The sequence below is a fragment of the Chromobacterium sp. CCUG 30098 genome, from assembly GCF_059916605.1.
This window is the reverse complement of the sequence record NZ_JAUCGS010000015.1, coordinates 15,738-32,399: the sequence shown is the minus strand read 5'-3', so window position 1 is coordinate 32,399 and position 16,662 is coordinate 15,738. Positions and strand designations below refer to the sequence as shown.

Below are 16,662 nucleotides of genomic sequence, written 5' to 3'. Positions count from 1 at the left end.
CTGTTGCCGTGTTCGCGCCGCCGCGCGTTGGCTTGTTTACTGTTTTTTATAAAACAATCTGTTTTTTGACTACTTTTAGTGTGGACACTTAAGTAAAAACAGTGAGTTAACACCCGCTTGGCGTTTGGTTTGGGGGCGTAATGGCATTGCATGTCGAAACCGGCGAGGGTTGGGCCAGGGCCAGCCTGAGCGGCGAGTTGAGCGTTTACACGGTGGAGCAGCTGAAAAGCGAGCTCCTGCCCTTGCTGGGGCAGGAGTCGGTGTCGTTGAGCTTCGCCGAGGTGACGGAGGTGGACGGCTGTGCCTTGCAGTTGCTGCTGGCCTTTGGCCGGCAGCTGCGGCGGCTGGAGCTGCTGGCGGACAATCCCCTGGTCAGCGAGGCCTTCCAGTTGCTGGGCGTGGCGCTGACGGCGCCGGCGGCGGGAGGCGAGGATGGACTGGAGTAAGGCCAGGGCGATTTTCATGGAGGAGTCCCGCGAGCTGTGCGACGCGCTGGAAGGCGCGCTGCTGGACCCGGCCGCCTTTCCCGCCGACGCCGAGACCTTCAACTTGCTGCTGCGCACCGCGCACACCATCAAGGGCTCCGCCGGCACCTTCGGCTTCGACGCGCTGGTGGCCTTCGCCCATGCGATGGAGAGCGTGCTGGAACGGCTGCGCGGCGGCAAGATCGCGTTGGGCGACGATCTGGTCAGCCTGCTGCTAGCCTGCAACGATCATCTGCGGCGGATGCTGGAGGCGGTGGAGGCCTCCGCGCTGGACGCGGAGCCGGTCTGGCCGGACGGCGCGCCGCTGTTGCAGCGTTTGCAGCTGTTCCTGCTGGACGGGGCCCCCTGCGCGGTGGCCGGCGAGGAGGCGCTGGACGCCGCCGCCACGCCGCTGTGGCAGTTGTCGCTGCGCTTTTATCCCGATTTGTTCCGCGACGGCTTCGATCCGCTGTCCTGCCTGCGTTTCCTCAGCCAGTTGGGCGCGCTGCGCGAGGTGGAGCTGGTCTGGCCGCCGCTGCCGGCCTTCGCCGACTTGGAGCCGACGGATTGCTTCATCGGCCTGGAGCTGAGCCTGGAATCCGCGGCCAGCCTGGAGCAGGTACGCGACGTGTTCGAGTTCGTCGCCGAAGACAGCATGCTGGGCATTCTGCCGCCGCACGCGCCGCTGGCGGCCTTCCGCTCGCTGGCGGAGCGCCTGGGGGAATCGATAGAGCCGCAGCTGTCGCGCTGGCTGGCGCGCGGGGCCTTGACCGCGGCGGAGGCGGAACGGGTGCGGGAGGCGCCCTGGCTGGCGCGGCCGGAGAGCGGGCGGAGCGGGGAGCCGGGCGCCGCGGCGGGCCGGCCGGCCCGCGGCGACAGTCACTATATCCGGGTGGAGGCCGGCAAGCTGGACCGGCTGATCAACCGGGTGGGCGAGCTGGTGATCGCGTCCGCCGGCACCAAGCTGATTGCGCAGAACCGCTGCGACGCCGAGCTGCTGGAGTCCGTGGCCATCATCAACACGCTGGTGGAAAGCATACGCGACGACGCGCTGACCTTGCGCATGGTGCCGGTGGACGAGGTGTTCTGCCGGTTTCCTCGCATGGTGCGCGAGGTGTCGCGGCAGTTGGGCAAATCCATACAGCTGACGATTCAGGGCGCGGACACCGAGATCGACAAATCCATGGTGGAGCGCTTGACCGACCCGCTGATGCACTTGGTGCGCAACGCGGTGGACCACGGCCTGGAAACGGCGGCGGAGCGGCGGGAGGCGGGCAAGCCGGAAATGGGCAAGGTGGTGCTCAACGCCTTTCACGACGCCGGCTCGGTGGTGGTGGAAATCAAGGACGACGGCCGCGGCATAGACCGCGACAAGGTGCTGGCCAAGGCGCTGGAACGCGGCTTGTTGAGCGAGGGCCGGCAGTTGAGCGAGCAGGAAACCCTGCAGCTGATTTTCCTGCCCGGCTTTTCCACCGCGCACGCGCTGAGCGATCTGTCCGGCCGCGGCATGGGCCTGGACGTGGTGAAACGCAATATCGAACTTTTGCGCGGCGAGATCGAAATCTTTTCCCAGCCGGGCCAGGGCGCCACGTTCCGGCTGCGGCTGCCGCTGACGCTGGCCATCATCGACGGCTTCCGGGTGGAGGTGAACGATTCCTCGCTGGTGATGCCGCTGGACATGATGATCGAGTGCGTGGACATGCCGGAGGAGGCGATGCGGCAGAACGCGCGCCAGATCAATGTGCGCGGCGATTGGCTGCCCTTCGTGTCCTTGCGGGAGTTGTTCAATCTGCCGCCGGCCACGCAGCCGGAGTACGTGGTGATTGTGCATTACGGGGAAAACCGCGCCGGCGTGGTGGTGGACCGGCTGATGGGCGAGGTGCAGGCGGTGATCAAGCCCTTGGGCGAGATTTTCCGATCGCTGCGCGGCATCAGCGGCTCCACCATCCTGGGCAACGGCAAGCCGGCGCTGGTGCTGGACGTTCCGCAGTTGATCCACCACGCCTGCCGCCGCGAGCGGCGGCGGATTCGCCAGTCCAGCGAGGCGCAGGCGAGCGACGTCATTTAGCGCGCCGATGCGCGCCGGGAGGTAGTCATGCAGTGGTTTCACAATGCGCAGGTCAAGACCAAGCTGGGTCTGTCGTTTGGCGTGGTGCTGTGTTTCTTGTTGGCGCTGGGCTTCATCAGCTACACCGCCACGGAGCGCATCACCGGCGTGATGGTGAATCTGTTCGACAACCAGCTGACGCCGATCAAGGATATCGGCAACGCGGCGCGCAACGCGATGGCCAGCAACCGCTCCTTGTACCGCTATATCGCCGAAACCGACACCAGAACCATGGACGAGGTGGGCTTGGAAATGGCGGGGTTTGAAAAAAACATGAACGCCAGCATAGACGCCTACCGCAAGACGGACCTGACGCCGCCCGAGGTGGACGCGATACGCCGTTTCGACGCCGCCTGGGCCATTTACCAGCCCTACGCCACCGAGGTGAAGCGGCTGTCCTATACCGACCGCGGCGACGGCGAGAACAATAAGATTGCGCTGAAGCTGATGTCGGAAAAGGGCTGGCCGGCTTTCCAGGCGGTGGACGCGGTGCTGACCGAGATGGTGAACCTCAACGCCAAGCTGGCCGACAACTCCCTGGTGGAAACCAAGGCGATCAGCACGGACGCCTTGCGAGTGCTGGTGGCCATCGCGGTGGCGGCGGTGCTGCTGAGCATCGCGCTGGGGGTGATGGTGACGCGCAGCCTGCTGAAGCAATTGGGCGGCGACCCGTCCTACACCGTGCAGGTGGTGAGCCGGGTGGCGGCCGGGGATTTGTCGGTGCCGGTGAAGCTGCACCCGGACGATACTTCCAGCCTGCTGTATTCGATCAAATCCATGGCGCACCGGCTGTCCGAGACGCTGTCCGAGGTCAGCGCGATGTCGGAGGCGATAGGCTCGGCGTCCGAGGAGGTGTCGTCCACCGCCAACTCCCTGGCGCAGACTTCGTCCGAGCTGTCGTCCAGCATCGAGCAGACCAGCGCCTCGGTGGAGGAGATGGCGGCCACGGTGACGCAGAACGCCGACAATGCGCGAGTGACCGAGGGCATTGCGTCCAAATCCGCGTCCAGCGCCACCCAGGGCGGCAGCGCGGTCAGCGATATGGTGCACGCGATGAAGGAGATCGCGTCGCGGATCACGGTGATCAACGATATCGCCAACAAGACGGATCTGCTGGCCATCAACGCGGCGATCGAGGCGGCGCGCGCAGGCGAGCACGGCAAGGGCTTCGCCACGGTGGCGGTGGAGGTGAGGAAGCTGGCGGAGCGCTCCCAGGTGGCGGCCAAGGAGATAGGCGATCTGGCCAGCCGCTCGGTGAGCGTGGCGGAGAAGGCCGGCACCTTGCTGCAGGAGATGTTGCCCGGCATAGACCAGACCGCCAGCCTGGTGCAGGAGATTTCCGCGGCCTCGCGCGAGCAGCGCACCGGCATTGATCAGATCAACAGCGCGGTGACCCAGATCAGCAGCGGCATGCAGTCTTCGGCCACGTCGGCCGAGGAACTGAGCTCCACCTCCGAGGAACTGAGTTCCGCGGCGATGCAGCTGCAGGATTTGATGCAGCAGTTCAAGCTGCGCAACACCCGCGGCGGCCGCAAGTCCCGGCTGGTGCACATCGGCCACTTGCACGGCGGCAAGGCCGCGCCGCCGCCGCCGATGGACGACGATGACGATATGGATCTGACCGTGGACGAGGACAAGTTCTCCAAGTATTGAGAGGGAGGAAGACGGCGATGAGAAACAGCGACCAGCCGGCCGGCCAGGACGGCGGCGACCAGAAATTCCATTGCGTCACATTCATCCTGGGCGAGGATTTGTTCGGCATTCAGATCAACTTCATCCGGGAGATCATCGAGTTCGACGGCATCACCGAGGTGCCGATGATGCCCAACTTCGTGCGCGGCATCATCAATCTGCGCGGCGCGGTGGTGCCGGTGATCGATTTGTCGGTGCGCTTCGGCCGCGGCCAGACGGCCTTGAAGTCGTCCACTTGCGTGGCCATCCTGTCCTTGCCGGGCCTGGAGGGCGGCTACGCCGACATCGGCATTCTGCTGGATTCGGTGTGCGAGGTGCTGGAGATCCCGCAAAGCGAGATCGATCCCTCGCCCAGCTTCGGCTCCAATATCCGCAGCGACTTCATCCAGGGCATCGCCACCATCAATCAGCGCTTCGCCATTCTGCTGAATGTGCGCCAGGCGCTGTCGGTGTCCGAGCTCAGCGCGATGGCGGAGGCGGTGACCCAGCAGTTTCTGAGCGACGACATTGAGGCGCTGTAGATGTTCGCCCTGGAAGAGACGCTGGCCGCCGCGCCCTTGTTGACGGATGGGGAGTTTTTCCAGCTGCGCCGCTTCATCTACCAGACCGCCGGCATCGCCATGCCGATGAGCAAGCGTTCGCTGATCCAGTCGCGCCTGGCCAAGCGCATCCGCCATTTGCGGCTGAACAGCTACGCGGCTTACTGGCGTCTGATCTCAGACCCGGCCAATGTGACGGAGCGGCAGTACGCGATCAATCTGCTGTCCACCAATGAAACCTATTTTTTCCGCGAGCCGGAACACTTCGCCTGGCTGCGGCAAGAGGCGGCGCGGCTGCAGGGCAAGGGCGAGTTCCGGGTGTGGTCGGCGGCTTGCTCCACCGGCGAGGAGCCGTACACGGTGGCGATGATTCTGGCGGAGGCGCTGGGCCTGCTGGGCCAGTGGCGGGTGTACGCCACCGACATCAATACCCGGGTCACGCATCTGGCCCGGCGCGGGGTTTACTCGGTGGAGCGCGCGCGCAGGACGCCGCCGGAGCTGTGGCGGCGTTATTTCCTGCGCGGCCGCGACGAATACGCCGGCATGGTCAAGGTGGCGCCGGAGCTGGCGAAGAAGGTGAGTTTCGCCAATCTGAACCTGCTGCACGCGGCGGACTTCAACCATAGTCATTTCGATGTGATTTTCCTGCGCAATGTGCTGATTTATTTCGACGAGGCCACCAAGCTGCGGGTTTTGCTGTCGCTGTGCGACAAGCTGCGGCAGGGCGGACATTTGATCATCGGGCATTCGGAATCCATCCGGCACCTGGCGCTGCCCTTGGCGCAGGAGGCGCCGTCGCGCTACCGGCTGGATGCCCACTTGGCGGGCGGAAGAATCGATGAGCATCAGTGTTCTGATTGTTGACGACTCCGCGGTGGCGCGGGAGATGCTGGGCCAGATGCTGGCCACCGCGCCGGACATCAAGCTGCTGGGCGCGTCGCCGGACCCCATTTACGCGATGAGCCGGATGAAGATCCGCTGGCCGGACGTGATCATCCTGGATCTGGCCATGCCGCGGATGGACGGCCTGACCTTTCTGCGCCAGGTGATGGCGGAGCGGCCCACGCCGGTGATCATCTGCTCGGCCTTGACCACCGAGGGCGCGCTGGTGTCGCTGGAGGCGATGAGCGCCGGCGCGGTGTCGGTGCTGCTCAAGCCGCTGGTCAACGCGAGGACGAATTTCGTCGAGAACGCCAAGCGGCTGGTGGAGGAGGTGTACGCGGCGGCGCGGGTGAGGGTGGAGGCCTTGAAGCAGACGTCTCCGTCCGGCTATCCGGCGCCCAAGCTGACCGCCGACGCCATTCTGGACGCGCCGCCGGAGCGCCGGCGGCCGGCGCAGGGCACGGAGCGCGTCATCGCGCTGGGCGCGTCCACCGGCGGCACCCAGGCGCTGGAGTTCCTGTTGCAGCGGCTGCCGCCGCATTGCCCGGGCATGGTGGTGGTGCAGCATATGCCTGAGGGCTTCACTTCCATCTTCGCCGGCCGGCTCAACCAGCTGACCCAGGTGGAGGTGAGGGAGGCGAAGAACGGCGACGTGCTCAGCGCCGGCACGGTGCTGATTGCGCCGGGAGGCCAGCATCTGCTCTTGCACCGCCGGCAGAAGCAGTTTGTCGCGGAGGTCAAGGGCGGGCCGCCGGTATCGAGGCACCGGCCGTCGGTGGATGTGTTGTTCCGCTCGGTGGCGGTGAGCGCCGGGGCCAACGCGGTGGGCGTGATCCTCACCGGCATGGGGGACGACGGCGCGCGCGGCATGCGCGAGATGCACGACGCCGGCGCGCGCACGCTGGCCCAGGACGAGGCGTCCTGCGTGGTGTTCGGCATGCCGCAGGCGGCCATCGCCCGCGGCGGGGTGGACGAGGTGATGTCTCTGGAGCGCCTGGCGCGGCTGTTGCAGGGTCTGCGCGCCTGAGAACCTGTCCATGGTCCGCCGCGCGGCGGCGGACGCGGCCCTCAAGATAGATACAGATGCGATAGGTGTTTTTACGTAAATACCGATGCTTGCCGGCGTCTATTTGTAAAAAACCTTTTAAAAACAAAGCCGGCGCGGGTCGCTTCACCTCGAGAAAAAGCGATTATGCACTTGCTATGTGCAAACTACCAAAGCCAGTCGCATTGATTCGCGTTTAATTGGCGTTATCATCACTTTCCATATTCAGCGCTCGCCGCCGCACTGGGCCGCTTGTCCCGGCGCGCCGCCGCCTGTCTATCTTTCCCCGCCCGCTCCGCACCACTTCGCGGCGCCGTCATCGTCTCTTGTCGATTACTGCCTGATCCACTGCCTGGACCTGCGGCGCCGGTCCGGCGCGCTCCGGATGCGCCGCCGGCGGCGGGGAGCCGTTTTTGGAATGAATGTCGAAGGAATGCATCCGTATGAGTGTCTTGAACAAGGACTGGGGCTTGCGGGCCAAACTATCCGCCGCTTTTACTCTGGTGAGCCTGCTGATCGTGGCGGTTTATTCGATCTACGCTTATCGCAGCACGGTCGACTCCGAAATGAAGGGCGTGGATCAGACCCTGCTGACCGCCGCCTACGCGGCGCGCCAGATGGTGGGCGAGAACTTCCACGACCAATTGCCGGACAGCAACCCCAATAGCCAGGTCACCACCAAGCAGCTGACCGATTTTGCGCGCGACAGCGGTCTGGCCTACGCCTATTCCACCATTCAGCGCGGTGGCCGCGTGTTGTACACCAGTTCTTCCGCCAGCCCCGACGAGGTGAAGTCCGGCCAGTACCAACAGTGGTTCCTGGCGGAATACAAGGATGTGCCGGCCGGCCTGGCCGCGGCCTTGCGCAGCGGCTCCACCCAGTTTGAGGAATACCAGGGCGAGTTCGGCCTGTTCCGCTCGGTGTTCGTGCCCTTCACCTCGGCCAGCGGCATGCGCTACGTGGTGGGGGTGGACACGTCCTTGCAAAAAGTGGAGGCCTTGCGCACCCAGGTGCTGTGGCAAAGCGGCGCGGTGGGCCTGGGCCTGCTGCTGATGTCCCAGCTGGCGGCCCTGTTGCTGGCCAACCGCATGGTGCAGCCGGTGAACGAGTTGAACGTGGCCCTGCAGCAACTGGCCGGCGGCGACTGGAACCTGGTGCGCAGCATGCCGGTGCGCAGCCGCGACGAAGTGGGCCGCATCGCGTCCTCCTTCAACACCTTCATGGCGGCCCTGCGTGAGCGCTTGCTGGAGATCCGCGGCGAATCCGACGCGGTGCAGAGCGAATCCCAGCACATCGATCAGCTGGTGGGCGGCGTGGCCGCGCGTTCCGGCCAGCAGGCCGAGGACGTGCGCGGCAGCGCGGCGGCGGTGGAGGAGCTGGCGGTGAGCATCGCCCATGTCTCGGAAATCGCCGAGGACGCGGCCACGCTGATGTCTTCGTTCGAAGGCCAGACCCAGACCACGGTGCAATACATCCAGAACGCGGTGGAAGGCATGCGGACGGTGCAGCAGGAAGTGACCCAGCTGGCCGGCAAGCTGGATCAGCTGGATTCGCGCACCAATGAGATCAATATGATTGTGGCGGTGATCAAGGACATCGCCGATCAGACCAATCTGCTGGCCTTGAACGCGGCGATCGAGGCGGCGCGGGCCGGCGAGCAGGGCCGCGGTTTCGCGGTGGTGGCGGACGAGGTGCGCAAGCTGTCCGAACGCACCGCCAACGCCACGGTGGAGATCGGCTCGATGATCGCTTCGGTGCAGCAGGATTCCGCCTCCGCCATCTCCGGCATGCGCGCGGCGGTGGACCGCGTGGACGCCAGCGTCAATCACGCCGGCGAGGCGCAGGACACTTTGCAGGGCTTCTCGGTGCAGATCCAGGGCGTGTCGCGCGGCATGGGCGATATCTCGGCGGCGGTGCGCGAGCAGGCCAACGCTTCGCAGCACCTGGCCGGCAGTGTGGAGTCGGTCAGCAGCTCGGCCGAGGAAAACCGGCTGGCGGCGGAAGAGGCTCAGCAGGGCGTGGTCAATCTGTTGGAGCGCGGGGTGTCTTTGCGCGGCGTGGTACAGCAGTTCACGCTCTAAGAACCTGTTCAATGTCTGCTGCGCTTCGGCGATACGGCGTTGAAAGCAACTTCGAAATGCTCATGTACCGTATGTACATTCCGCTTTCTCTGCTGTTTTCGCCTTGTCTCGCTCTTGCTCGCGAGACTTTGAACAGGCTCTAAGCCATGGCGCGGCGCAGGGTCGCCATGCGCACGCAACCGCCCTCGGGCGGTTTTCTTTTTGCCAGATAAATGACATTGGCGTAAAGTGGCTTGTCGTCCTAAAGGAAGGAGGCGGGTCATGGAGCGGGAGCTGTCGTTGTCGCATGCCGGCGCGGACCCGGCGCGCGGTCCTTTGATCATCGTGGCGTCCAGCGGCACCGGCGGGGACATGCAGCCCTTCGTCGCGCTGGCGCGCGGCTTGAGCGAGCGCGGCCACCGGGTGCGGATGCTGGCGCCGGCCTTGCAGGAGGAAGCGGCGCGGGCGGCCGGCCTGCCGTACTGGCTGTTCGGCAGCGTCGAGCGGGAACAGGCGGCGCTGGACAACCCCGATCTATGGCATGAGCGCAAGAGCTGGGGCGTGCTCTGGGATAGCCTGGCGCCGGATCTGGACGCCTTGCGGGAGCGGGTGAGGGATCTGCCGGCGGATGAGGACTGCGTGGTCTTGTGCCACCCCGTCCTGGTGCCGATGGCGGCGCTGGCGCGAGCGGCGCGGCCGGATTTGCGCATTGTGACGGCCTATCTCGCGCCGTCCAATCTGTGCAGCCGCCACGACCTGCTCACCCTGGGCTCCTTGCGGATTCCCGGCTGGCTGCCGCCGGCCGGAGCCGGCCTGCTGTGGTGGGCGCTGCATCACTGGTTCAACGCCCAGACCTTGCCCAGTCTGAACGCGGCGCGCGCACAGCGCGGCCTGCCGGCGGAGCCGCATTTTTTCGAGCATATGCTGAGAGCCCCCAACGCCTCGATAGGCCTGTTTCCCCGCTGGTTCGCCGCCTTGCAGCCGGATTGGCCGCGGCCGTTCTTCGAAGGGGATTTCCTGCTGCCCGCCGCGCAGCGGGGCGCGGGGCTGTCCGCCGAGCTGGAGGCCTTTCTGGCCGCCGGCGATGCGCCCGTCGTGTTCACGCCGGGCACCGGCCATCGGCACGCGGCGGCCTTCTTCGACGCCGCGCTGCGGGCCTTGCGGCGGCTGGGCCGGCGCGGGATTTTCGTCACGCCGCACGCGGCGCAGTTGCCGCCGGCTTTGCCGGCCGATGTGCTGTGGCAGGCGCACGCGCCTTTCGCCGCGCTGTTGCCGCGGGCGGCGGCGCTGACGCATCACGGCGGCGTCAGCACCATGGCGGACGCGATGCGCGCTGGGATTCCGCAATTGATCGTGCCTTACGCCTACGATCAGTTCGACAACGGCCGGCGCGCCAAGCGCCTGGGCGTGGCCGAGGTCTTGCACGCGCAGCGCGTGTCCGCGGGGAGAATGGAGCGTTTGTTGGCGCGCTTATTGGCCGAGCCGGGCCCAGGCCCGGCCTGCCGCGAGCTGGCCTTGCGCATGGCGGCCGGCGCGGAAGCGACGCGGGCGCTGTTGGACAGCGTGGAGGAGGCCTTGTTGGGATGGGCTGAGCGCGGGGCGGAAAGCGCCGGCGCGACGCCGGCGCTGGCGCCGGGCTAGCGAGCGCTTGGGAGGCGTTTAGAAGGTGTTTACGATCTCGCGAGCAAGAGTGAGACAAGGCGTTGCGGCTGAGAAAGCGGAATGTACGCGTGGTACATGAGCATTTCGAGGACGGCACTCATCGCACAATGTCTCTACCGACGCGCAGCAGATCGTAAACAGCTTCTTAGCTGAACAGCGTGCGCGCGCCCTCGTAACGGGCGGCGAAATAGCTATTGTCCAGCCGCGCCACGCGAATGGAGCTGTTGGTGCGCGGCGCGTGCACGAACTTGCCGTCGCCGATGAAGATGCCCATATGCGAGAACGGGCGGTTCATGGTGTTGAAGAACACCAGGTCGCCGACCCGCATCCGGCTGTCCGGGATGGGCCGCGCCACGCCGGCGATCTCGGCCGCGGTGCGCGGCAGCGTGACGCCGACGGCGTTCTGGTAGATGTAGCCGACCATGCCGCTGCAATCCAGGCCGGCCTCGGGGTTGGTGCCGCCGAACTTGTAGTCCAGGCCCAGCAGGCCCAGCGTGTAGATCAGGATTTCCCGGCTGGCGCCGTCGGCCTTCAGTCCGGACAGGCTGAGGTCGCCGGAAGGGCGGGGCTTGCGGCCGCCGGCCACCTTGGAGGGCGTGGTGCCGCAGGCGGCCAGCAGGCCGGCCAGCGACAGCAGCGCGGCGCCGCGCAGCAGCGCGCGGCGGTCCAACGGCGAAGAGGGCGAAGGCGGCAGGGTTTTGCTCATTGTTGCTTTGACTCCAGTTCTTCCCAGCGCGCCAGCTTGTCCATCAGCAATTCGTCGATTTCCTCCACCCGGCGCTGCCAGGCGATGGCCTCCTTGGGCGTGTCGCGGTAGCAGTTGGGGTCCAGCAATTGCTGATTCAGGCTGGCTTGCTCGGTTTCCAGCGCGGCGATCTCGTCCGGCAGCGCGGCGAGCTCTCGCGTCTCATTGTAGGACAGTTTATTGCGCGCGGACTTGGGCTTGTCCTTGGGTTTCTCCTGCGGGGCCGAAGCGTCCCGCGGCTTCTCCGCCGGCTTCATCGCCGCCATGCGCGCCTTGGTGTCGATCCAGTCCTGGTAGCCGCCCGGATACTCTTCCAGCCGGCCGTCGCCTTCGAAGGCGATCACCTGGGTGACCACGTTGTCCAGGAAGGCGCGGTCGTGGCTGACCAGGAACACGGTTCCCGAGTATTGAGCGATCACGTCTTCCAGAAGTTCCAGCGTGTCGATGTCCAGATCGTTGGTGGGCTCGTCCAGCACCAGCACATTGGCCGGCCGGGTGAACAGCCGGGCCAGCAGCAGGCGGTTGCGTTCGCCGCCGGACAGCGAGCGCACCGGGCTGCGCGCGCGCTGCGGCGAGAACAGGAAGTCTTCCAGATAGCTCATCACGTGTTTCTTCACGCCGCCGATTTCAACGAAGTCGTTGCCCTGGCTGATGATGTCGGCGACGCTGGTTTCCTCGTCCAGCTGTTCGCGGAACTGGTCGAAGTAGGCGATCTCCAGCTTGCTGCCCTGCTTGACGCTGCCGCTGTCCGCGTCCAGCTGGCCCAGGATCAGCTTGAGCAGCGTGGTCTTGCCGGCGCCGTTGGGGCCGATCAGGCCGATCTTGTCGCCGCGCAGGATGCGGGTGGTGAAGTCGCGGATCAGGGTCTTGCCCTCGAAGCCCTTGCCGACGTGCTCCAGCTCCGCCACCAGCTTGCCGGAGCGTTCGCCGGCGTCCAGCTGGAAGTTGACCTGGCCCACGCGCTCGCGCCGCGCCGAGCGCTCGCGGCGGATGGCCTCCAGCCGGCGCACCCGGCCTTCGTTGCGGGTGCGGCGCGCCTCGATGCCCTTGCGGATCCACACCTCTTCCTGGGCGTGGAATTTGTCGAAGATGCGGTTTTGCTCTTCCTCGACGGCCAGTTCTTCCGCCTTGCGCACATGGTAGCTGGAGAAGCTGCCCGGGTAGCTGCGCAGCAGGCCGCGGTCCAGTTCCACGATGCGGGTGGCCACATTGTCCAGGAAGCGGCGGTCGTGGGTGATCAAGAGCACGCTGCCGCCGTAGTTCTTGATCAGGGTTTCCAGCCATTCGATGGCGGACACGTCCAGGTGGTTGGTGGGTTCGTCCAGCAGCAGCACGTCGGGTCTGGCGGCCAGCGCGCGCGCCAGCGCCACGCGTTTTTTCCAGCCGCCGGACAGCTCCTCGATCCGCGCGTCCGGGTTCAGGCCCAGATGGGACAGGGTGGAGGAGATCAGCGCGTCGAACTGCCAGCCGCCGCGGGCCTCCAGCTCGTGCTGGATGTGCTCCATCCGCGCCAGCGCCTGCTCGTGGTCGGCGTCGGCCTGGGTCAGCTGATGGGTGACTTGGTGGTATTCGGTGAGCAGGCTTTTCAGTTCGCCCAGGCCTTCGGCCACGGCTTCGAACACCGTGTGTTCCGGCGCCAGCTCAGGCTCTTGCGGCACATAGGCCACTTTGACGTCGCCCTTGATGTTGACGCGGCCGTCGTCCAGCGCCACCGCGCCGGCCACGCTCTTGAGCAGCGAGGACTTGCCGGCGCCGTTGCGGCCGATCAGGCCGACCACTTCGCCCGGTTCCAGCGCGAAATCGACGTTATCCAGCAATGCGTGGTGACCAAAAGCCAGGCAGGCTTTTTCGACGGTAATCAGAGCCATGGTGCGTGTTGTTTTCTGTATGGAAAGTTGGGCGGATTGTAACATGGGCTTCACCTTTCCACGCTTAGCGCCGCGCGGTTTGTGCTGTTACAATGCCGGCCAAACTTGAATGAAAGGCATGCTATGTACTTCGTTGACCGCTCGGTGGCCGTGATCAAACCGAAACAACCGTTCCTGGACTGGCTGAACCAGGCCCCGGACAACGACATGGATCTGGCGCTGGACAGCCTGCGCACCGACTGCACCGTGATCCTGCTGCCGGAGTTCGACGAGCCGGAAGAGGGCGTCGCCTACATCGACGAAATCTACGAACAATTGTTCAAGATGGAACTGGCGTCCTGGTACGAGGACGAAGACACATGGCCCAAGGATCTGTCCTTGAAAGCCTTCTGGGAATGGTTCGACGTGGAGATCCACTCCACGGTGATCGACAGCGTGGACGCCGACATCAGCAACACCCCGGCGCTGGATCTCTAAACCATGAACCGGCGGCCCCGGCTGGAGCCTTTCGGCTTCGAGCTGAGGCCTTCGCGCCTTTGGCTGGCGCTGACGGTTTCCGCCGCCGCGCTGCTGGCCTGGGCGGTGATCCGCCATCTGCCGCCCATCTGGCTGGCCTTGTTGCCGGCCGAGGCCTTCTTGCTTATGCGGGCGCTGCGCGCCGACGGCTGGGGCGACGCCGGCCGTTTCCGGCGGCTGGAAGTGGACGGCCTGGGGCGGCTGAGCGTGTGGCGCGAAGCCGCGCTGCCGGCGCAGGCCTTGGACGATTGCTTCATCACCCCTTGGCTGACGGTATTGAATGTGCGCATCGGCGGCCGCCGGCGCGCTTTGATGGTGTGGCCGGATTCGGCGCCGGCGGACGGCCGCCGCCGCTTGCGGACTTATTTGCTGTGGTTTCAAGCCGCGGACGACACTGAGACGAAATGACTGGACACAAGACTCTGGCCGAGTGGCTGAGCTGGCAGGAAAGCCTGCACGCCACCGCCATCGATATGGGCCTGGCCCGCGTGGAGCGGGTGCGCGCCGCGATGAAACTGCAACCGTCCTGCCCGGTGGTGATGGTGGCCGGCACCAACGGCAAGGGCTCGGTCTGCGCGATGCTGTCCGCCATGCTGCATTGCGCCGGCTTCAAGGTGGGCACTTACACCTCTCCCCACATCCTGCGTTACAACGAGCGCATCGCCATCGATCTGGCGCCCGCCAGCGATGAGCGCATCGTCGCCAGCTTCGAGGCGATAGACGCCGCGCGCGGCGACACCTCGCTGACGTATTTCGAATTCGGCACCCTGGCGGCGGTGCACAGCTTTGTCGCCGAAAAAGTGGACGTGATCGTGCTGGAGGTGGGCCTGGGCGGACGCCTGGACGCGGTCAACATCTTCGAGCCGGACGTGTCGGTGGTGGTCAGCGTGGACATAGACCACCAGGCCATCCTGGGCGACAACCGCGAGGACATCGGCTTCGAGAAAGCCGGCGTCTACCGCGCCGGCAAGCCGGCCTTGTGCGCGGACCCGAATCCGCCGGCCAGGCTGATCGAGCACGCGCGCGCCATCGGCGCGGACCTGAAGCTGTACGGGCCGGACTTCGGCTATCAGCGCATGGACAATCAATGGTCCTTCCACATGGGCGACGCCCATCGCCACGCCTTGCCCTTGCCGGCGCTGCGCGGCGGCTATCAGATGGTCAACGCCTCGGCGGCGCTGGCCGTGCTGGAGTGTTTGAAGCCGCGGCTGCCGGTGAACCTGGGCGCGGTCAAGCGCGGCCTGCTGGAAGTGGAGTGGCCGGGCCGTTTCCAGGTGCTGCCGGGCCGTCCGGCGGTGGTGCTGGACGTGGGCCACAATCCGCACGCGGTCAAGGCGATGACGGCCAGCCTGAAACAGCTGCCGTTCGCCCGCAACCGGCTGGCGGTGTTCTCCATGCTGGAAGACAAGGACCTGGAACAGGTGGCGGCCTTGGCGCGCGAGGAGTTCGACGCCTGGTTCGTCGGCGGCCTCGACATGCCCCGCGGCCAGAGCGGCGAACGCATCGCCGCCAGGCTGGCGGAAATGGGCGTTGAGAGGGTGCAATCCTTCGCCACCGTGGCGCAAGCCTGGTCGGCGGCCTTATCGCAGGCGGAGGAGAGTGATAGAATTGTCGTTTTTGGTTCCTTCCACACCGTTGCCGAGGTGATGGAAGCCCGGCAACACCCGGCTTGAGGAAAGCATGGCTTTATCCACCCACGAGGAGTTGATCCTGTTGCGCAAGCGCGCCAGACGCCGTCTGGTGGGCGCTGTCGTCTTGGTTACCGTCGCCACCGTCGTTTTGTGGAACGTGGTGGGACGCCTGCCCGAGCAGCAGATGAAGCCGGAGTCCATAGAAGTGCTGGGCGCGGGCGCTTCCGCGCCGGCCGCCAATCACGCCGAAGCGCCGGCGGGCGCCTTGCCGCCGCCGGCCCAGCCGGCTTCGGCGCCGTCCGCGGCTTCCGCCGCGCTGGCCGAAGTCTCGCCCGCGGCCAAGCCCGGCGCCACCGAACTGGCGGCCAATCTGTCCACGATGACGCCGGCGATGCCGGCCGCGCAGCCGGCCCCCGCGGCGAAACCCGAGCCCAAGCCGGAAGTCAAACCGGAGCCCAAGCCGGAGGCCAAGCCCAAACCCGAACACAAGCCGGAGCCGAAACCGGCCAAGCCCGAGCATAAAAAGCCCGAAATCAAGCTGGACGAAAAGCCGGCCCGCAAGCCGGACCCGGCGGCTATCCTGGAAGGACGCTTTGATTCGCTGGACAAGCCGGCGGCGAAGAAAGAGGAGCCGGCGGCCAAGGGCGAGAGCAAATCGGTGATCCAGCTGGCGGCGCTGTCGGACCCGGACAAGGCCGACGCCTTGAAGTCCAAGCTGTCGTCGATAGGCGTGTCCGCTCATTTCAGCAAGGTGCAGACCAGCAAGGGCGAAGTGACCCGGGTGCGGGTGGGCCCGTTCAACAGCCGCGCCGAGGCGCAAGCCACCTTGCAGAAGCTGGCCAAGGCCGGCGTTAACGGCATTATCGTGACCAAGTAGCCGTCATGACCATCTTCGACTATATTGCCATCGCCATCATCGCCGGTTCCATCCTGGTGGCGATGATGCGCGGCCTGGTGGCCGAAGTGCTGTCGCTGGGCTCCTGGCTGATCGCCTTCTGGTGCGCCAAGCAGTTTTCGCCGGTGGTGTCGGCGTTCCTGCCCGGTGAATTGAGTTCGGAAGGCTTGCGGCTGGTGGCCGGTTTCGTGGCGGTGTTTTTCCTGGCCTGGCTGGCCACGGCCTTGCTGCGGGTCACGCTGACCGGCATGCTGGACAGCGTGGGGCTGGGCGGGGTCAATCGATTGTTCGGGGCGGTGTTCGGCCTGGCTCGCGGGCTGGTGCTGGTGACGGCCCTGGTTTTGGTGGGCGGCTTGAGCGATCTGCCGCGACAACCCATGTGGAGGAATGCCGTGCTCTCGGCGCCATTTGAATCGGTGGCCTTATCATTAAGGCCCTGGTTACCGGCGATGCTGGCCGATAACCTCCACTACACCGGGTAGCTGGTGAACAAGGCGGAATATCTTGATATCTTCACTTCAAGATTCCGCCTTTTTCTTTGTCTTGTTTTTTTGTC

At 65.8% G+C, this 16,662-nt stretch carries 15 protein-coding genes; 13 read left to right on the top strand and 2 right to left on the bottom strand.

Going from position 1 to position 16,662, the window contains the following annotated elements:
- Positions 1-140: 140 nt before the first annotated feature.
- The 8 genes from QUG03_RS21880 (at position 141) to QUG03_RS21845 (ending at position 10,430) form a co-directional block, all read left to right on the top strand.
- On the top strand, positions 141-446 hold the full coding sequence (locus tag QUG03_RS21880) for an STAS domain-containing protein (RefSeq protein WP_500820985.1): 306 nt from the start codon (positions 141-143) through the stop codon (positions 444-446).
- Positions 433-2,532, top strand: a complete 2,100-nt coding sequence (locus QUG03_RS21875; protein WP_500820984.1) for a chemotaxis protein CheA — start codon at positions 433-435, stop codon at positions 2,530-2,532. Before QUG03_RS21880 ends, QUG03_RS21875 begins: the two co-directional genes overlap by 14 nt.
- Positions 2,533-2,559: 27 nt before the next feature.
- Positions 2,560-4,224 carry a methyl-accepting chemotaxis protein gene (locus QUG03_RS21870; protein WP_227108471.1) on the top strand — a complete coding sequence of 555 codons (1,665 nt, stop codon included), beginning with the start codon at positions 2,560-2,562 and terminating at the stop codon, positions 4,222-4,224.
- A gap of 17 nt (positions 4,225-4,241) precedes the next feature.
- Positions 4,242-4,784: a chemotaxis protein CheW gene (locus QUG03_RS21865; RefSeq protein ID WP_107799073.1), complete on the top strand. Its 543-nt coding sequence runs from the start codon at positions 4,242-4,244 to the stop codon at positions 4,782-4,784.
- Positions 4,785-5,666 carry a CheR family methyltransferase gene (locus QUG03_RS21860; RefSeq protein WP_500820982.1) on the top strand — a complete coding sequence of 294 codons (882 nt, stop codon included), beginning with the start codon at positions 4,785-4,787 and terminating at the stop codon, positions 5,664-5,666.
- Complete coding sequence (locus tag QUG03_RS21855) at positions 5,641-6,711, top strand: protein-glutamate methylesterase/protein-glutamine glutaminase (RefSeq protein WP_500820980.1); 1,071 nt, start codon at positions 5,641-5,643, stop codon at positions 6,709-6,711. Before QUG03_RS21860 ends, QUG03_RS21855 begins: the two co-directional genes overlap by 26 nt.
- Before the next feature lie 461 nt (positions 6,712-7,172).
- Positions 7,173-8,810: a methyl-accepting chemotaxis protein gene (locus QUG03_RS21850; protein ID WP_227108468.1), complete on the top strand. Its 1,638-nt coding sequence runs from the start codon at positions 7,173-7,175 to the stop codon at positions 8,808-8,810.
- Positions 8,811-9,071: 261 nt separating this feature from the next.
- A complete protein-coding gene (locus QUG03_RS21845; protein ID WP_500820978.1) occupies positions 9,072-10,430 on the top strand; it encodes a nucleotide disphospho-sugar-binding domain-containing protein in 1,359 nt (452 codons plus the stop codon).
- A gap of 166 nt (positions 10,431-10,596) precedes the next feature.
- Here QUG03_RS21845 and QUG03_RS21840 read toward each other — a convergent pair whose 3' ends face one another.
- Together QUG03_RS21840 and QUG03_RS21835 are read right to left on the bottom strand one after the other, a co-directional pair.
- The gene (locus QUG03_RS21840) at positions 10,597-11,157 is read right to left on the bottom strand and encodes a C40 family peptidase (RefSeq protein ID WP_081549764.1); all 561 of its coding nucleotides are present in this window, start codon (positions 11,155-11,157) and stop codon (positions 10,597-10,599) included.
- Positions 11,154-13,064, bottom strand: coding sequence for an ATP-binding cassette domain-containing protein (locus tag QUG03_RS21835; RefSeq protein ID WP_107799078.1), 1,911 nt, complete (start codon positions 13,062-13,064; stop codon positions 11,154-11,156). The genes QUG03_RS21840 and QUG03_RS21835 overlap by 4 nt, the downstream gene beginning before the upstream one ends.
- Before the next feature lie 123 nt (positions 13,065-13,187).
- On the opposite strand from QUG03_RS21835, the gene QUG03_RS21830 reads away from it, so the two are divergent.
- Genes QUG03_RS21830 through QUG03_RS21810 form a run of 5 tightly spaced genes read left to right on the top strand, consistent with a single transcriptional unit; the run spans position 13,188 to position 16,588 of the window.
- Positions 13,188-13,541, top strand: coding sequence for a hypothetical protein (locus QUG03_RS21830; RefSeq protein WP_107799079.1), 354 nt, complete (start codon positions 13,188-13,190; stop codon positions 13,539-13,541).
- A gap of 3 nt (positions 13,542-13,544) precedes the next feature.
- Entirely contained in the window at positions 13,545-13,988 is a 444-nt protein-coding gene (locus tag QUG03_RS21825) for a protein YgfX (RefSeq protein WP_500820977.1), read from the top strand.
- Positions 13,985-15,253 (top strand): bifunctional tetrahydrofolate synthase/dihydrofolate synthase, encoded by a 1,269-nt coding sequence (folC, locus tag QUG03_RS21820; RefSeq protein ID WP_107799081.1) that lies wholly within the window; start codon positions 13,985-13,987, stop codon positions 15,251-15,253. The genes QUG03_RS21825 and folC overlap by 4 nt, the downstream gene beginning before the upstream one ends.
- Before the next feature lie 7 nt (positions 15,254-15,260).
- Positions 15,261-16,088, top strand: a complete 828-nt coding sequence (locus tag QUG03_RS21815) for an SPOR domain-containing protein (RefSeq protein WP_107799082.1) — start codon at positions 15,261-15,263, stop codon at positions 16,086-16,088.
- Positions 16,089-16,093: 5 nt separating this feature from the next.
- Positions 16,094-16,588: a CvpA family protein gene (locus tag QUG03_RS21810; RefSeq protein ID WP_048415279.1), complete on the top strand. Its 495-nt coding sequence runs from the start codon at positions 16,094-16,096 to the stop codon at positions 16,586-16,588.
- Positions 16,589-16,662: the final 74 nt, after the last annotated feature.